This window comes from Neptuniibacter sp. PT8_73 (assembly GCF_047778045.1).
Taxonomy (GTDB): domain Bacteria; phylum Pseudomonadota; class Gammaproteobacteria; order Pseudomonadales; family Balneatricaceae; genus Neptuniibacter.
The window spans coordinates 957,495-974,864 of the sequence record NZ_CP180545.1 but is presented as its reverse complement, the minus strand read 5'-3'; the positions used below and the strand labels follow the sequence as shown (position 1 = coordinate 974,864).

The window sequence follows — 17,370 nt, the reverse complement described above, 5'->3', positions numbered from 1 at the left end:
AAGGTGATTTGTATGAGTATCTTTGACCACTATAAAGCCCGCTATGATTCTGTTCAGCAGGAAGAATACAGCTTGGATGAGTATCTCCAGCTGTGTAAAGAGGATCCTATGATCTACGCTGATGCGGCTGAACGAATGCTGCAAGCGATCGGTGAACCTGAAATGGTTGATACCGCTGCTGATCCAAGACTAAGTCGTATTTTTTCGAACAAACTGATCCGCCGTTACCCTGCGTTTAGCGAGTTTTATGGTATGGAAGATGCGATCGAAAATATTGTCTCCTACTTTAAACATGCGGCTCAAGGTCTAGAAGAACGTAAACAGATCCTTTATCTACTTGGCCCTGTGGGCGGCGGTAAATCCTCCTTAGCCGAACGCCTTAAGCATTTAATGGAGCACATTCCTTTTTATGCCATTAAAGACTCGCCGGTTTTCGAATCACCTTTAGGTCTGTTTAAGCCCGAAGAAGATGGCATCATACTTCAAGAAGAGTACGGTATCCCTTCTCGCTATCTAAAAGGGATTATGTCACCTTGGGCAGCTAAGCGCTTACACGAATATGGCGGCGATATTTCCAAATTCCGTGTTGTGAAACTCTACCCTTCCATCTTGGATCAGATCGCCATCGCCAAAACCGAACCCGGTGATGAAAACAACCAAGATATTTCCAGCCTTGTGGGTAAAGTTGATATTCGTAAACTGGAAGACTTCCCACAACACGATCCGGATGCTTATAGTTTCTCTGGCGCACTCTGTCGTGCCAATCAGGGTATGATGGAATTTGTGGAGATGTTCAAAGCCCCAATCAAAGTCCTCCATCCTCTATTAACAGCTACCCAAGAGGGCAACTACAACAGCACAGAAGGCATGGGTGCCATTCCTTACGACGGTATTCTCCTCGCCCACTCTAATGAATCAGAGTGGACAACCTTTAAGAACAACAAAACTAATGAAGCCTTTATCGATCGTATTTATATCGTAAAAGTACCTTATTGCTGCCGTGTAACTGAAGAGATCCATATCTACGAAAAACTTTTAGAAAACAGTTCGTTAAACAACGCACCCTGTGCACCAGATACATTAAACATGTTGGCTCAATTCTCGGTCCTATCGCGTATGAAGGAACCTGAAAATTCTAGCCTGTATTCAAAAATGCGTGTTTATGACGGCGAGAATCTAAAAGACACAGACCCCAAAGCGAAATCTATGCAGGAATATAAGGATTCTGCAGGTGTTGATGAAGCAATGGATGGCCTATCAACCCGTTTCGCCTTCAAGATTCTCTCCAAGGTCTTTAACTTTGACCCTTCCGAAGTTGCTGCCAACCCTGTCCATCTCCTTTATGTTCTGGAAAAAGAGATTGAACAACAGCAATTCCCTGCCGAAATTCAAGATCGCTATTTAGGCTATTTAAAAGAGTTTATAGCACCTAAATATATCGAGTTTTTGGGTAAAGAGATCCAGACCGCATACTTAGAATCCTACTCTGAGTACGGACAAAACATCTTTGATCGCTATGTCACTTACGCTGATTTCTGGATACAGGATCAGGAATATCGTGACCCAGAAACAGGTGACATATTAGATCGTCAGGCGATTAACGAGGAACTCGAAAAAATCGAAAAACCTGCCGGTATTAGTAACCCAAAAGATTTCCGACACGAAATTGTTAATTTTGTATTGCGTGCTCGTGCCAATAACAACGGCAAAAACCCATCTTGGATGGGCTACGAGAAAATGCGTACCGTTATTGAGAAGAAAATGTTCTCAAATACGGAAGACTTGTTACCTGTTATTTCCTTTAATGCAAAAGCCTCAAATGACGAACAAACCAAACACGGTGAGTTTGTTAAACGGATGATTAAACGAGGCTATACCGAGAAGCAGGTACGATTACTGTCTGAGTGGTATATCCGCGTTAGAAAATCGCAGTAGTTCATCGGCAATATCAGTTGGTGAAGGCATTCATTCGGGCAAAGGCCTGCCCGAATGAGATGAAGAGCCTAAGTGCAGGCCATCTACGGGGATAGAAGTATTATGAGTTACATCATAGATCGCCGCCTGAACTCCAAGAACAAGAGCACGGTTAACCGTCAGCGCTTTCTTCGTCGTTATAAAAAGCACATAAAAGATGCAGTGGAAGATGCGGTTAACAACCGCTCTATCAAGGAAATTGAACAAGGTGGCAGTGTTACCATCCCTCGCAGGGATATCTCCGAGCCTATTTTCCATCATGGCGAAGGCGGTGTTCGCAACAAAGTTTTCCCTGGCAACAAAGAATTTGTTGTAGGAGATCAGTTCCAACGCCCACAAGGTGGCGGAGGTGGCGGCGGCAGCGGTGAAGGCCAAGCCAGTAATCAAGGTGAAGGGGAAGATGATTTCACCTTCCAGATTGATCAGGAAGAGTTTCTAGACTTTATGTTCGATGGTCTGGAACTCCCCTATCTAGTCAAAAAACAGCTTAAAAGCGCAACCCAATTTGAAACTCGCCGAGCTGGTTTTACCAATGCAGGTAGCCCCGATAAGATTCATATTGTGCGTTCGTTAAAAGCAGCCCACGCACGCCGAATTGCCTTAACCGGAAAAGACAGACGCAAAATTCGCGAACTCAAAGCTGAAATATCAACCTTAGAACAGCGTCTGCCTGACGACGATGCAGAAAAACAAATCTCAGTATTAAATTCCGAAATTGAAGAAATTAAGCAGCGCTTAAAACGCGTTCCATTCCTTGATGACTTTGACATTAAATACAATAACTTAATTAAAGTTCCGGTGCCTTCAAGCAAGGCGGTCATGTTCTGCGTTATGGACGTATCCGGCTCCATGACTCAAAGTATTAAAGATATGGCAAAGCGCTTCTTTATCTTGTTGTATCTATTCCTAAAACGGAATTACAAACAGATTGAAGTTGTCTTCGTTCGCCACCATACCCATGCAAAAGAGGTTGATGAACAAGAGTTCTTCTACTCCCGTGAAACCGGCGGCACGATTGTATCCAGTGCGTTAGATCTCACCTCAGATATTCTTGAAGAACGTTACTCCCCAGCTGACTGGAACATCTATGTCGCTCAGGCATCTGACGGGGATAACTGGGATGGTGACTCAAGCAAATGCCACCAACTCCTTGATGAAAAAATTCTTAAACAAGTCCAGTATTTCGCCTATGTAGAGATCACTACAGGCCCCCACCAAAATTTGTGGCACGAATATGAACGCCTACAAACCAAGTGGGAAGAATGCTTTGCCATGCAACAGATAAAAACCCCAGCAGATATTTTCCCAGTATTTCGTAGTCTATTTGAGAAAAAGGTTGAGGGGGCAGCATGAAAAAACGCAGTCCAATATCCACAGATGCAGAGTGGAGCTTTGAGCTTATTGCCGAATATGATCGAGAAATCGCGCGTATCGCAAAAGACTTTGGTTTAGATACCTATCCGAACCAGATCGAAGTGATTACCTCCGAACAGATGATGGATGCCTATGCTTCCATCGGCATGCCTTTGAACTATAACCATTGGTCCTTTGGTAAACAGTTTGTTGATACCCAACAAAACTATAAGCGCGGCCGCATGGGCTTGGCCTATGAGATCGTTATCAATTCTGACCCCTGTATTGCTTACCTAATGGAAGAGAATACATTGACAATGCAGGCACTCGTAATTGCGCATGCGTGTTATGGCCATAACTCTTTCTTCAAAGGTAATTACCTATTTAAAACTTGGACCGATGCTTCCGCGATTATCGACTACTTACTCTTCGCCAAAAGCTATATCAGTCGATGCGAAGAGCGTTATGGGGTCGACACTGTTGAACAGCTTTTAGATTCATGCCATGCACTTATGAGCTATGGGGTAAATAGATATGTTCGCCCTCAACCACTGACAGCAAATGAAGAAAAAGAGCGTCAGCAAGCAAGGGAAGAATATATCCAACGCCACTTAAACGACTTATGGAACACTATTCCTAAAAAAGAGGAAGGTGCTGCACCAGTCATTGAACACTTCCCTAAAGAACCTGAAGAAAACATTCTCTACTTTATAGAGAAAAACGCTCCTCTTCTTGAACCATGGCAACGAGAAATTGTTCGTATCGTTCGAAAAGTTGCGCAATATTTCTATCCACAAAAACAGACCCAAGTGATGAACGAAGGCTGGGCTTGCTTCTGGCATTACACGCTACTGCATCAAATGCATGAAGAGGGTTTAGTCACCGATGGATTTATGATGGAGTTTCTTCACTCACATACCAGCGTTGTCTACCAACCTCCATTCGATAGTCCTTACTTCAACGGTATAAACCCCTACACATTGGGCTACAACATGATGCAGGACATCAAACGTATCTGTGAGGATCCAACAGACGAAGACCGCGAATGGTTCCCTGATATTGCAGGTTCCGATTGGAAGAAAACGTTAGATTACGCCATGCGTAACTATAAGGATGAGAGCTTTATTCTTCAGTACCTTTCGCCAAAACTTATACGTGAGCTAAAGCTTTTCACAATTATGGATAACTCTGAAAAAGCTAATTTGGAAGTCACATCAATCCATGATGAAGCGGGCTATCGTCAAGTACGTGAAGATCTTTCTTCTCAATATAACTTGGGAAATAGGGAACCGAATATTCAGGTCTACAATGTAGATGTCCGAGGCGATCGAAGCTTAACCTTGAGACACTTTATGCATAATAAACAACCACTCGGTCAATCCACCGAAGAGGTGCTACGGCATATTCATCGTTTATGGGGATTTGATGTCCATCTTGAATCAGTGCTTCCTGATAACACTGTCACCAAAAGTTATCACTGCCCTGAAATCCTTGAAGAAGGAAAAACAGAATCACTGCTTTAGGTAGGCTCCAAGAACTACAACTTTGTTTACTCACGGTTATTCAGTATTTAATCCATTGGTAACACTGGATATACTGCATTCAAGTATTTAGTACAGCGAGGAAAACCGATGGATTGCCTGTTTTGTAAAATCATAAATAAAGAGATTCCGGCCGAGATCATTTACGAAGATGAGCATGTACTTGCTTTTAATGATATTAGCCCTCAGGCACCGACACATGCACTAATTATTCCGCGTAAACATATCGCAACCCTTAATGATATTAGTGCCGAAGATACAGAAGTTGTTGGCCATATGGTCAAAACGGCCAGTACCATTGCCAAACAATTAGGCATTGATGAATCCGGCTATCGTACAGTATTCAACTGCAACTCCGATGGCGGACAAACGGTTTACCATATACATCTTCACCTTTTAGGCGGTAAACCAATGGGCTGGCCTCCATACCAAGAGAAAATGAAAGAAGCGCTTAACTAAGTGCTGCTAAGTTAATATTCAGCTAAAGTGTGGATAATTTCTGCGCTTTAGCTATAACCAAACGCTATAACAATAAACTCTGTAATTGGAAGTAGTACCCTAAGGGAATATAATTACGGCTATTCAATCGCTCTTTGTGTAAAACTGAGAATAAGCCCGATCTATGTTGAAGGAAAACCAGCTAAACGCTGAAAATGTTGATGGAACTAATGACGATACTTCGTCTTTCACCGGCCCATATCGGCATGCCGGTTATAAGCGTGCTCTCAGTTCACTAAGAGAGGCCCTTAACTATGAAAATGCGGTAATTCTTAAAGGTGTAGAAGGCACCGGCAAAACTACTCTCGTAGGTGAGTTAATAAGTGAATTCCAACATAAAGGAGTTCCCGTAGCCGTTTTCAATGATCCATTGGCAAAAACCTCTCAACTTTATTCCCGACTAGCAGAAACGCTGGAAGTCCCTAAGCAGAAACGAGATCTGATCAAAGCGCTTCGAAATACCAAAGAGGCAGGCCAGTTCTGCCTTGTCGTTGTTGATCAACAAGCAATCAATTCTGATGACAACATTGTCAATGCCTTACAGCAGCTTTGCGAAACATCTGAAACAACCGCAGGCGCGATCAAATTAGTTGTTATCCGCCAAGACTATATGGTCCTGCATCCCGAAGCAGAAGGTTTACAGCAAGCTGATTTTAGCAACTGGGTAAATATCGAAGTTACTTTAGACCCGCTACATACGGATGATATCGAAGGCTATATCTACTACCTATCAGCCATTAAAGGTATTCCCCCTACTCCATACGAGATAGGCACGGACTTTATGATGATAGAGCAAACTGAAGGACGCATTAGCCGCTTAAAGGCGATGCTACTGCCTTTGATTCATAAAGACGTTATCACCCGCAATGACTTTACGAACAAGAGCAGCTCAACCCCAAGCTTAGCTTCAACTAACTCTGGCATCTTTGCTTTAGGCTTTGCCGTCATTATTGCCATTGGCATCGGCATTAATCACTTTTTCTTATCCGATTCGAGTGACAATTCCACGCAAGTAGCTGAAAACGGATCTCCAATTTTTGTTGAATCAAAACCAAAAGCCTCTGTAGAAACACCTAAAGCGGTAGCTCCTCCAAGCCTTGCTACTGTAGAAAAGGCTCAGGCAGCTAAGTCCTCTTCTGGCAATAACTTGGAGCAACTAGACACTTTACCAGCACTTAGCCCTGAGTTAGAAAAAGGCAGCCTTCAAGCAGCAGATGCTCAGCCCACAAAAGCTACTACAACCGATGTTGGTGAAGTTAAAGCGCCATTATCGGACCCTAAAGGCACTCGCCCGGTAGAAGAGATTGCATCCCTTCCACCAGCTGAATTCCAAGCAGAAGTTAATTCCAAACTAACCCTGTTAGAAGAACAACTCTCTGCAGCAATTGAAGAGAACAATCGCTTAAAGCAAGCACTAGAAGTGGCTGAAAAAGCTGAACTTGCGCTTGCTGCAGAAACAAATCAAGTACCTTATATTGAGGAAACCCTTTTACCTAGAGTCGGAGCTTCGCAAGTATCCGAAAAAATTGAAGCCGTTGCAGAAAATGCTTCAGAAGCACCTGAAGTTAGGACTGAAGAATCACCTGCGGTTGTAGCTCAATCAATAGAAGAGCCTACCGTAACGGAAGAGATCGTAGCTCCAGAAACGACTGTTCCTGTACTTACGTCAGATACGCCTGAAACTACTCAAGAAGAAGCACCAGCAATAGCGCAAGCAACACCTATCGCAGAACAAGAAAGTTCGCTAGAGCAAATTACAGCTCATATCAAACAATGGACTAATGCTTGGCAAGCCAAAGATCACGAGACTTATGCAAATAGCTATATCTCCGGCTTTAATGGTGCATACAAAACTCATCAACGCTGGTTGAAGAAACGTCATGATGCACTAAATCGCCCTGAGTGGATCAAGCTAACACGTGAAGAGTTGCAGAATATTCAAGAAGATGAGAATAAGGTACGAGTAGATTTCTGGCTTAAGTACGAAGCAGCCAACGGCTACAAAGATAAGACCCTTAAACGACTCACCCTTGTTTATAACGACAATGAATGGCTTATAGCCAAAGAACAAAACATCAAAGTGGAGCCTTACTTTTAAATAGGTTCCATGATCGATCAATGCACGTTCTGCGGAAACTCATGAGCGTGCTCTGCAATCCACTCAATCGCAGCCTCTTCGGAATTTAGCTCTCGCCCCTCTTCTTCTAGAATTTTTTGACGATACTCTTCGATGTAGCAAACTTGCTCTACCATTCGAACGGCATAAGCTGTTGCGAGATCAGAAAAGCCGATCCCAACCAAAAAACCATTACCGTTACTTTTGCACCAAACAACATGGCCGATGGTTTTAAAAGGTGGTGTTTCTAATGAGATCTCAACTTCTACAGCCTCACCTGGCGTCATTAGCTTTTCTGTCTCACAGGACAATCCGCCAGCACTTACATCTTGCGTGGTGACTTCAGTAACGTTTTGGTTATTAGCTTGCTGATTGCATAGCTTAATCGGAATCGCTGCAGGATGACGAATAAAACGACGAGGCATAACGTTTCTCCTCTACCACTACCACTACCACTACCACTACCATTTAGTGTAGACCCAGAAACAAATAAGGGGCACTAAGCCCCTTAAAAATAAACAAAAACTGCTTAATCAACCCTTAACCTTTAGCGAGCAGCTCTCGTAGATCAATAATTGCAGCATTAGCGCGGGAGATATAGTTCGCCATCACCAAAGAGTGGTTAGCAAACAAACCGAAACCGCCACCATTCAGAATCACTGGGCTCCATACTGTTTCCTGAGTCGCTTCCAACTCACGAATGATTTGACGAAGACTCACACGCGCATTCTTCTTATCCAATACAGGACCAAAATCCTGATCAACCGCTTTTAAGATATGCAGCAGTGCCCAAGCCGAACCACGCGCTTCATAAAATACATCATCGATTTCTAACCAAGGTGTTTTCACCTCAGTATCAGAATCAGTCTGCGTTGACTGCTCGGCAGCAGGGTCACCTGCTAGGTCGGTATTCACACGTTTCTGACCAACACTTGCACTTAAACGCTGAGATAAACTACCTAGACGCGTTTGTACATCGCCTAACCAGTTATTCAGATTATCCGCACGCGCATAGAACTGAGCTTCAGATTCAGCAACTTTCGTCAGCTCCATTTGGTATTTATACAGCGCTTCAAGGCCTTCTTTGTACTGAGACTCAGAAGAAGGTAGCAACCAACTACTAGCATCAAAATGGAATTGAGGCTCTGCAACAGTCAGCTCTGGATGTTCAACCGACTGAGACTGCGAACGGCTAAAGTCTTTACGTAAAGCACGTGCGAGATCTCGAGACTGGACCAACACACCGTATTCCCAATGGCTGATATTGTCTAACCAGATACCTGGAGGTGCCACATCATTAGTGATATAGCCGCCCGGCTTGTGTAATAAGGTATCCATCAATCGGTGAAGCGTATAAACCGTTGGATAACCGGTCGTCACCTTAACGCCCTGCTCCTCTGCATCCGCTTTAGCTTCTGCAACCGGATCAAATGCAGCTGGAGGACAGCTCCAATAAATACCTAGAGGGACAGAGATAACAAAAACTAGCGTGATAACACTAAAAATAGCCCGGCTAATTTTGCCCCCTGGCATGTTGTCCCAAAAATCCAAAAACCAATCAATCAATAATCCCATGAGGTTCCTCAACTCTAACAATCCGTTTGGACGAAAAAACTTGTCCAATCATTATCTATTGCCACAGCTTAACTGATCCTAAAGCCATTCGGAACGTTGCAATGGTCTAAGCAAAAAATTCTTTAAAAATATAATGCGATTACATGCCTTGCTCAGTAACTTAAAAGCGGCCCAAAATTTTTTGGTAGACCAAATTTGAAAATTTACTCAAAAAAAAGGTATTTTTGTAATTTATATCAGTACTTTTTAATTCTTCCCTTAAATTAAGAGCTAACATGAAAAGATGATGAGTTATCTTTGCTATAGTGACAGGAAGTTGCTGATTCACGCCACTGGTAGCGAAAAAGGGAGAACTTAAAACATGGTGGGACACGAAGGGATCAAACCGCTAAAACTTTTATTTACGCTACTGTCGGTAATTCTTTTATCTGCGCTAACCGTTTTCAGTATCGCTCTTTGGGACGATGTTAAAACAAGCCAGTACGATAAGCTTTACAAGCAAAACCAGACCCTTATTAGCCAAAGCCGTTCTTTCTTTGATCATCAAACGCGTCTTATTGTTAAAACCGTCCAAGCACGTTTTATTGATAAGAAATTACAAGAACGCTCGGTTTCTAATGTTTTTGAGTACCTCCTATCAGCAACAGGTGAAGCCGCTGTTTTCTCTCTGATAGATGTCAAAGGCAACGTTCTACTGAGTAAAGGCGACATTAACCCGCCGCAACTGCCTAGCCAAAATACAGTATTAGAAAACCTGAGAGTCAGCCAAACGGCTCAGATAGGCTACCTCCATAGAGCAGGTTTACTTGGAGAGTCATTACTTCCCTTTTATGTTCCTATCCTCAATGGCGACAAAAAGATTATTGCCGTCGTAGTCGCTTTTTATCGTGTTCAGGGCAAATCGTCTCTGATGCAAAACTTTATTAGCCCCGATAACAATACAATCTGGTTACTCGGTGAGCGCGGACAAGTACGTATGTCCTACCCTGTTCCGAAAGGCTTTGTATCCGATCTATTCGGCTGGCGTTTAGCGCAAGAAACAGCATTAGAGATTCAATACAACCTGCAATCAGGCAAGACTAAACAAGGTCTGGAACTTGAAGTGAAAGGTGAGCAAGTCCTCGCAAATGTCGGTTACCTGCCAGAATACAAACTGATCACGCTTAATTCATACCCTGTGGCTAAGCTATTTAGCTCTTGGCTGGAACGAATGCGCCCTATTGGGATGGTGTTTGTCTTATTCCTACTTGCGGCGTTACTTGCCTACAGAGTTTCACTGCAAATCAGTAAGCGCATGTCGGACGCAAAACAAAAGGCAGAAGGAAATGTTCAAAAGCTGTCAAAAGCAATTGAACAGAGCCCTGACAGTGTAGTTATTACAGATAATCTTTGGTGTATCGAGTATGCGAACAGTCACTTTGACCTAGCAACAGCCAAACCTAATGCCCACGACGAAGCACGTGGCCATAACATTATCGATTTCCCCCCCTATAACGTTTTAACCCGTGACCTGAAAAAGATCAGCGATGAAGTTACACTTAAAGGCAACTGGTTTGGTGAACGTAAAACTGACTTTGACGGTAAGTGGTACTCGTTTTCTATCAGCCATATCACCAATCCAGACGACGAACTCACTCATTATGTAGTGGTAGTTCAAGATATCAGTAGTCGTAAGCAAGCTGAAGCTAAGCTATACAAACAAGCAAATTTCGATCCGTTGACTGGTCTACCTAACCGCCGTAGAACCAATGAGAATCTCACTAGAGAACTACAAAACGCTTGGAAAAATAAGCTCCAAGTTGCAGTGCTCTATCTCGATATAGATAACTTTAAAAACGTAAACGATACCTTTGGCCATATGATCGGTGATCAACTGTTACAGCTGGTCGCTGGAAGATTAGTCAAATGCTGTAAAGGCAAAGCTCAAATTTGCCATATCAGTGGTGATGAGTTCTTAGTTTATGCAACATATTCAGACACAAAAGAAGTTGAATCACTAGCCGATAAAATCCTTCGCAATGTCGAAAAACCGGTCTTAATCGAAGGCAAACAGATCTTTATCTCTGTCAGTATCGGTATCTCGCGCTACCCTGAAGACAACAACGAAGTTGCCGGCCTAATTAAATTTGCAGATATCGCCCTGTTCGAATCTAAGAAAGATGGCCGCAACCGTTACAGTTTCTTTGACCATGAACTCGATAGACGCTTAAAACGCAGACATACGATCGAAACAGAGCTCCGCCAAGCACTTGAGCGCGGTGAGATCTACATGGCGTACCAAAGCAAGAACAATATAGATACAGGCCGCATTATGGGCTTTGAGGCCTTAATGCGCTGGAATAGCTGTGTGCTAGGTCCTGTTGGTCCATTTGAGTTTATTGAAATAGCAGAAGAGATTGGTGTCATTAATGAGCTTGGTGAGTTTGCACTACGTCAAGCCTGTATAGATCTGATCGAACTACAGAAATTCAGTGACGCACCTTTGATCATGGCCGTTAATCTTTCAATCAGGCAACTGAATGATGACAGTGTCATCGATATGGTTGCTGGCGTGATTGAAGAAACAGGTATTGATCCTAGCAGGCTCGAGCTGGAGATCACTGAGAGTCTATTGGCTGAAAATATAGAGAAGTTATTGCCTCGCTTAGAGAAACTGCTAGAACTTGGCACATCACTCACCATTGATGACTTTGGTACCGGCTATAGCTCTCTCAGCTATCTAACCACCTTCCCTGTCTCTACCTTGAAAGTAGACCGTGCGTTTGTAAAAGATATGGTTCATAACCAAGGCGATGCAACATTGACCCATACCATTATTACGATGGCCCACGCATTGAAGATGAAAGTAGTTGCAGAAGGTATTGAGGATGAAGACCAACTAGCCATGCTAAGAGACTTTGGCTGCGATATTGGCCAAGGCTATCTATTTAGCCGCCCTCTGGTACATAAAGAGATGGAAACCTTGGTAGAGACAGAAAACCTACCTAACACTCGCTCATTCAATAGCAGCCTTACTTAACGAGGGAACTAAGTAAGGCTGAATTCCTATTTAAATCTTTACGGGTAGGTAACTCAAACTAACTGGGCTTGTTCTTCTGGATACTGAACTCGGATGTAATCCAAACGCCCTGATTCCAGCAACCCTATAAACACCTCTACAAGGCGTTTATCAAGGTGACTACCGGCAATTCGTTGAAGCTCTTCGATCGCTTCTTGTTGAGTCCAAGCATCCTTATAGCTGCGTTTAGACACCAACGCATCAAATACATCTACCACCGCAACGATTCTCGCTGCGAGTGGAATTTCATCACCCTGCAAACCTTTGGGGTAACCACTACCATCCACCTTTTCATGGTGAGCAACCGCTATATCCCTTGCCATATTAAAAAAGGCATTCTTACCCAAAATCTTAGCCCCAATGGAAGAATGCAGACGCATAACTTCCCACTCTTGGTCATCCAATGGGCCAGGTTTATTAAGAATCGCATCAGGCGTGGTAATTTTACCCACGTCATGCATCATGCTAGAAAAGCCAAGACGATTGACTACCTCTTCAGATAATCCAATCGCTTTACCCAATTCTTCTGAATACTCCTTCACTCGATTAATGTGATTGCCGGTATCGTTATCTTTGTAATCACAAACCATCGCCAGTTTTTGAACAGTCTCTAAATTAGCTTCATACAGTTCCTGTGTACGTGCTCTAACACGCTCTTCCAAGTAACTGTTAGCCTCATCTAACTCCCGATTGAGTCGCTGCTGCTCCTTGTAAAGATGACGAGTACGAAGGTGAGAACCAACACGAGCACTCATCTCTTCGTGACTGAACGGTTTAGTTATGTAATCACTTGCCCCTGCCGTCAACAAATCGCATAACAGTTCTTCCTGGTCGAATTGAGTCACGACAATCACAGGTACTTGATCATATTGAGTACAGGAGCGAATCAGATGGTTTAGCTCGATACCATCCATCTCTGGCATCTCGACATCGGTCATCACTAGATCGATATCATCATGCTGCTGCAGTGTCTCCCATGCCTCCTTACCATTTTGACAAAGTACCGGTGAACAACCTAACTGCTCAAGCATCTGACCATAGAGTGCCAATAAAGCCACACTATCCTCAGCCACTAATACTTTGAATCGTTGTCCGGCTATGTGCTGGCTAAACTGCATTGTCTCTTTACGCTCAATCACATTTTTCACTCTCTCAAGCAAAAAGTGTTGAGTGCAGTTTTTCATAATAAAATCGGTCACACCTGCCTGAAAACAGTTACGTTTCAGATCCATAGAGCGTATAGAAGATACAACGATGATAGGAACTAAAAGAAATTCGGGACGGGACTTAATCTTTCCGGAGAATGCGACGCACTCAGTATCCGGCAGTTCAGCTCCCAAGATAATGAGATCAGGAATATCAAAACTAAGGGCTTTGTAACAGCTTTCGCCCGTTTGATGCAGTTTCACGCGATAACCAGCATCTTCGAGTACAGCTTTGTAAAACGTTCGAATTGTTGAGCTGCCATCAACCACAAAAATGGTTTGTTGCATCCTTATATCTCCCAGAGGTTCCATCCTGCCAGACCAAATAGTCTGGAACTACAGTATATTCTCTTTTACTTATACCACCCTGTATTTCAAGACCCTACTAAACCTTAGGTTATTTTTAACGTTTTTGTGATCTAGCAACATGAAATTTTTAACGCTGAATCACGCAAATATTCGACCTTTGTTTATAAACCTGACATGAATCACTAGCAAAAATGCTGCAGCGCGTCATAATCAGGTCATATACAATTATTACCTTCAGTTCTATCAATTAATGGGTAATACAATTTATTTTCGAGGTTTTGATGGTTATTCAAGAAAAACCACCGCTGCACGACCAGCTAGAATTTTTTATTGAACAAGCTGAAAAGGCTCGCCCTATCCGTACTGCTGTTGCCCATCCCGTTGATGGCAACAGTCTGATTGGCGCAGTGGAAGCAGCCGAGCATGACCTAATTATCCCAACATTAGTGGGACCTGAAGCTAAGATTAAAGCCGTAGCCGAAGAGCAAAATCTGGATATCAGTAATTTTGAACTCATCAATACGGAACATAGCCACGCCGCTGCAGAGTTAGCTTGTGAATTGATAAAGCGCGGCGAAGCCGAAGTACTGATGAAAGGACATTTAGGTACTTCAGAACTGCTACGAGCCGTGGTCCACAAAACTAAAGGGATCAGAACCGAGCGTCGATTAAGTCACGTCTTCGTATTTGATGTCCCAAACTACCATAAGCCTCTGATCATCACCGATGCGGCAATCAACATATCGCCGGATCTGTACTGCAAAAAAGATATCACTCAAAACGCGATCGACTTCTGCCGGGCACTAGGCGTTCAGACTCCGAAAGTGGCTATCTTATCCGCGGTAGAAAAAGTTAAGCCGAATATTCAAAGTACCATCGATGCAGCCGCGCTTTGCAAAATGGCAGATCGCTCACAGATTACAGGTGGCCTATTAGATGGTCCACTAGCGTTTGATAATGCGATTTCGCAACAAGCCGCTATCGACAAGCACATAGTTTCAGAAGTGTCTGGTGATGCCGATATTCTGTTAGCCCCTGATTTAGAATCTGCAAATATGATTGCTAAGCAGCTAATTTATTTAGCCAACGCTAAATCGGCAGGCATCGCATTGGGTGCCAAAGTACCGATCATTCTAACAAGCCGTGCAGATAAAACGCTTGCTCGTCTAGCCTCCTGTGCGTTGGCATCTCATATGGTTCATCACAAAGAAAAGTAGGTCGTATGGAAACGATTTTAACGGTTAATGGCGGCTCCTCTAGCTTAAAATGCGCATTGTTTAAGTACACAGGCGCTAAGCTAGAGCTGCTATATAACTTTAAGCTGGGCAATATCCTTAATGATACCGCTCGCTTTAAAGTGAAAGGTGCATCCGGTGAAGTTCTACTTAAGAGCACGCCAAGCTTTAGCGACGTGCCTAAAGAGCAACGCCACCAAGCCTGCTTAAAAACAATACTCGATTGGCTAAATGCTGAAGTCAGTGACAATACTCTATGCGCCTTTGGCCATCGCGTTGTTCATGGGGGTAGTCACTTTAGCGCGCCTATTCTGATTAATGATCAGGTATTAGATAAGCTGGCGAGCTTTATTCCACTAGCGCCACTGCATCAGCCTTATAACCTAAGACTGATCGAGGCCTGCAGAAACATAGCTCCAGACCTACCTCAAGTAGCCTGTTTTGACACAATGTTTCATGCCGAGCAATCCTCGTTGGAGCAACACTATGCCCTGCCTCGCAAATACACTGAGGAAGGTGTTCATCGCTACGGTTTCCACGGGCTTTCATACGAATACATTCAGCGCCAACTTGTTGAGCAGAAAAGCGGCCATCTAAAAACCGTCGTCTGTCACTTAGGCGCTGGCGCAAGTATGTGTGCCATCGGCGAGGGTAAATCTGTTGCTTCGTCCATGGGCTTTACCGCGGTAGATGGTCTGCCAATGGGTAGCCGCTGTGGCAATATCGACCCAGGTGTTTTGCTTTACCTACAGCGTCATCACAACCTTTCGGCAGATGACCTGGAAGCGTTGATCTACAAGCAAAGTGGCTGGCTAGGCGTGTCTGGTATCAGCTCTGACATGTTGGAGCTCGAGCAAAGCGACCAACCCGAAGCTGAAGAAGCGATCGATATGTTCTGCTACCGAGCAGCACTAGAGATTGGCCGCTTATCTGCAGCCCTCGAAGGTTTAGAGCAGATTGTCTTCACCGGTGGTGTCGGCGAAAACAGTGCCAATGTCAGAGAACGTATCCTTAAGCGCTGTGAATGGCTGGGCGTTAAATTTAACCCCCATGCTAATTCAACCAACGACAGCATTATCAATGGTGCCGATTCTCAAGTAACTGTGCGCGTCATCCCGACCAATGAGGAAGCGATGATCGCCATGCACACTAAAGATTTAATGGCTTAATCGCTATTACACAAATATCAAAAAAGGGTACTTACTAAAAGTACCCTTTCTTATGTCTATAAATCGTCCAAGATTACTTCTTCGGTTTTTTCGGCGCTTTCTTCTTGCCACTAGCCGGTTTTTTCTTCTTTTTCGTGCCTGCCGCTTTACCAGACGCTTTTACTTTTTTCGGGCCTTTGTAGCTACCTACTAAGCTTTCGATCAATTTACGTCTAAAGCGAGTCTTCAGGTAACGTTCTATTGAAGACATTAGGTTCCACTCGTGCGGATCGATCAATGAGATCGCCTGACCTTCTTGACCAGCACGACCGGTACGACCAACACGGTGAAGGTAGAGATCGCCCTTACGCGGCATCTCCATATTGATCACTAACTCAACCCCTTCTACATCCAAACCACGGGATGCGAGGTCAGTGGTTACCAAAACCTTTGTTGTACCCTTACGGAACCCTTCAATTGTTGCGAAACGGCCTTTCTGCTGGACATCCCCATGCAATAGAGCCGCTTTGAATTTGTGGTAACGCAAAAACCCATCCAAACGACGCGCTTCTGTTTTGCTGTTACAGAACACAATCGCCTTGTCGTACGATTCATTTTCTAGCAACCAGCATAACTGCTTATCTTTATGAGATTGATCATCAGAGAGGACTATACTCTGCTTAATTCCCTCTTCCACTTCGCGTTTCTGGCCAATACGGATCCACTCAGGATCAACCAATAACGACTGTGCCATACTGCGCACTTGAGTAGGCAAGGTAGCGGAGATCAATAGCGTCTGACGCACTTCCGGGCAAAGGCTTAAGATCTGATCCAAACGCTCTTTGAAACCTGTTTCCAACATACGATCTGCTTCATCTAAAATCAGCAGATCTAAGCTATCCAGCTCAATAGAACGGTTGTCCAAATGCGGTACTAAACGCCCTGGTGTAGCAATAACCACATCGGCACGTGCCAAACGTTTTTCCTGCTGTTTAAAGTCTTCACCACCCACCAGCGAAACAGCATCCAGTTCTAGACCTTCAGCCAATTTATTAAACTGTTGTAACACCTGTTCTGCCAATTCACGCACAGGTACAAGTACGATGGCTTTCGGTTGACGTGTTGGCGACTTACCCGCTGACAGTTCTTGTACCAACGGAATCAGATAAGCTCCGGTTTTACCGCTCCCCGTTGGCGAACTTACCAACAGATCCATCCCTTCCAACAACAAAGGCACCGCCTTTTGCTGAACCTCAGTCGGCTCACTGAAGCCAAGCGTTTTAAGGTTCTCTTCTAACTGTGGATGTAGTGCGATATCAGAAAACATAGTGATTCCATAAACAAAGAAAGCGATGAAC

At 43.9% G+C, this 17,370-nt stretch carries 12 protein-coding genes; 8 read left to right on the top strand and 4 right to left on the bottom strand.

Annotated features, from left to right (window positions below):
- The first annotated feature begins 12 nt into the window (after nt 1-12).
- The 5 genes from ACMXYN_RS04290 (at nt 13) to ACMXYN_RS04270 (ending at nt 7,464) form a co-directional block, all read left to right on the top strand.
- Nucleotides 13-1,935, top strand: a complete 1,923-nt coding sequence (locus ACMXYN_RS04290; protein ID WP_415893644.1) for a PrkA family serine protein kinase — start codon at nt 13-15, stop codon at nt 1,933-1,935.
- A gap of 102 nt (nt 1,936-2,037) precedes the next feature.
- Entirely contained in the window at nt 2,038-3,327 is a 1,290-nt protein-coding gene (locus ACMXYN_RS04285) for a YeaH/YhbH family protein (RefSeq protein WP_415893643.1), read from the top strand.
- Nucleotides 3,324-4,850 (top strand): SpoVR family protein, encoded by a 1,527-nt coding sequence (locus ACMXYN_RS04280; RefSeq protein ID WP_415893642.1) that lies wholly within the window; start codon nt 3,324-3,326, stop codon nt 4,848-4,850. Before ACMXYN_RS04285 ends, ACMXYN_RS04280 begins: the two co-directional genes overlap by 4 nt.
- A 108-nt stretch (nt 4,851-4,958) precedes the next feature.
- Nucleotides 4,959-5,327, top strand: coding sequence for a histidine triad nucleotide-binding protein (locus tag ACMXYN_RS04275; RefSeq protein ID WP_415893641.1), 369 nt, complete (start codon nt 4,959-4,961; stop codon nt 5,325-5,327).
- A 163-nt stretch (nt 5,328-5,490) separates the two neighbouring features.
- On the top strand, nt 5,491-7,464 hold the full coding sequence (locus ACMXYN_RS04270) for a hypothetical protein (RefSeq protein WP_415893640.1): 1,974 nt from the start codon (nt 5,491-5,493) through the stop codon (nt 7,462-7,464).
- Nucleotides 7,465-7,481: 17 nt separating this feature from the next.
- Here the strand turns inward: ACMXYN_RS04270 and ACMXYN_RS04265 are convergent, their stop codons facing one another.
- Nucleotides 7,482-7,907, bottom strand: a complete 426-nt coding sequence (locus tag ACMXYN_RS04265; protein ID WP_415893639.1) for a PilZ domain-containing protein — start codon at nt 7,905-7,907, stop codon at nt 7,482-7,484.
- A 115-nt stretch (nt 7,908-8,022) separates the two neighbouring features.
- A complete protein-coding gene (locus ACMXYN_RS04260) occupies nt 8,023-9,057 on the bottom strand; it encodes a DUF2333 family protein (protein WP_415893638.1) in 1,035 nt (344 codons plus the stop codon).
- A 361-nt stretch (nt 9,058-9,418) separates the two neighbouring features.
- Here ACMXYN_RS04260 and ACMXYN_RS04255 point away from each other — a divergent pair, with 361 nt between their 5' ends.
- Nucleotides 9,419-12,076, top strand: a complete 2,658-nt coding sequence (locus ACMXYN_RS04255) for an EAL domain-containing protein (RefSeq protein ID WP_415893637.1) — start codon at nt 9,419-9,421, stop codon at nt 12,074-12,076.
- Nucleotides 12,077-12,129: 53 nt separating this feature from the next.
- On the opposite strand, the gene ACMXYN_RS04250 is transcribed toward ACMXYN_RS04255, so the two are convergent.
- The gene (locus ACMXYN_RS04250) at nt 12,130-13,608 is read right to left on the bottom strand and encodes a response regulator (protein ID WP_415893636.1); all 1,479 of its coding nucleotides are present in this window, start codon (nt 13,606-13,608) and stop codon (nt 12,130-12,132) included.
- A gap of 302 nt (nt 13,609-13,910) precedes the next feature.
- On the opposite strand from ACMXYN_RS04250, the gene ACMXYN_RS04245 reads away from it, so the two are divergent.
- Together ACMXYN_RS04245 and ACMXYN_RS04240 are read left to right on the top strand one after the other, a co-directional pair.
- Nucleotides 13,911-14,846: a bifunctional enoyl-CoA hydratase/phosphate acetyltransferase gene (locus ACMXYN_RS04245; RefSeq protein ID WP_415893635.1), complete on the top strand. Its 936-nt coding sequence runs from the start codon at nt 13,911-13,913 to the stop codon at nt 14,844-14,846.
- A gap of 5 nt (nt 14,847-14,851) precedes the next feature.
- Entirely contained in the window at nt 14,852-16,033 is a 1,182-nt protein-coding gene (locus ACMXYN_RS04240; RefSeq protein ID WP_415893634.1) for an acetate/propionate family kinase, read from the top strand.
- Nucleotides 16,034-16,106: 73 nt separating this feature from the next.
- Here the strand turns inward: ACMXYN_RS04240 and ACMXYN_RS04235 are convergent, their stop codons facing one another.
- Nucleotides 16,107-17,339 (bottom strand): DEAD/DEAH box helicase, encoded by a 1,233-nt coding sequence (locus ACMXYN_RS04235; RefSeq protein ID WP_415893633.1) that lies wholly within the window; start codon nt 17,337-17,339, stop codon nt 16,107-16,109.
- Nucleotides 17,340-17,370 lie beyond the last annotated feature (31 nt).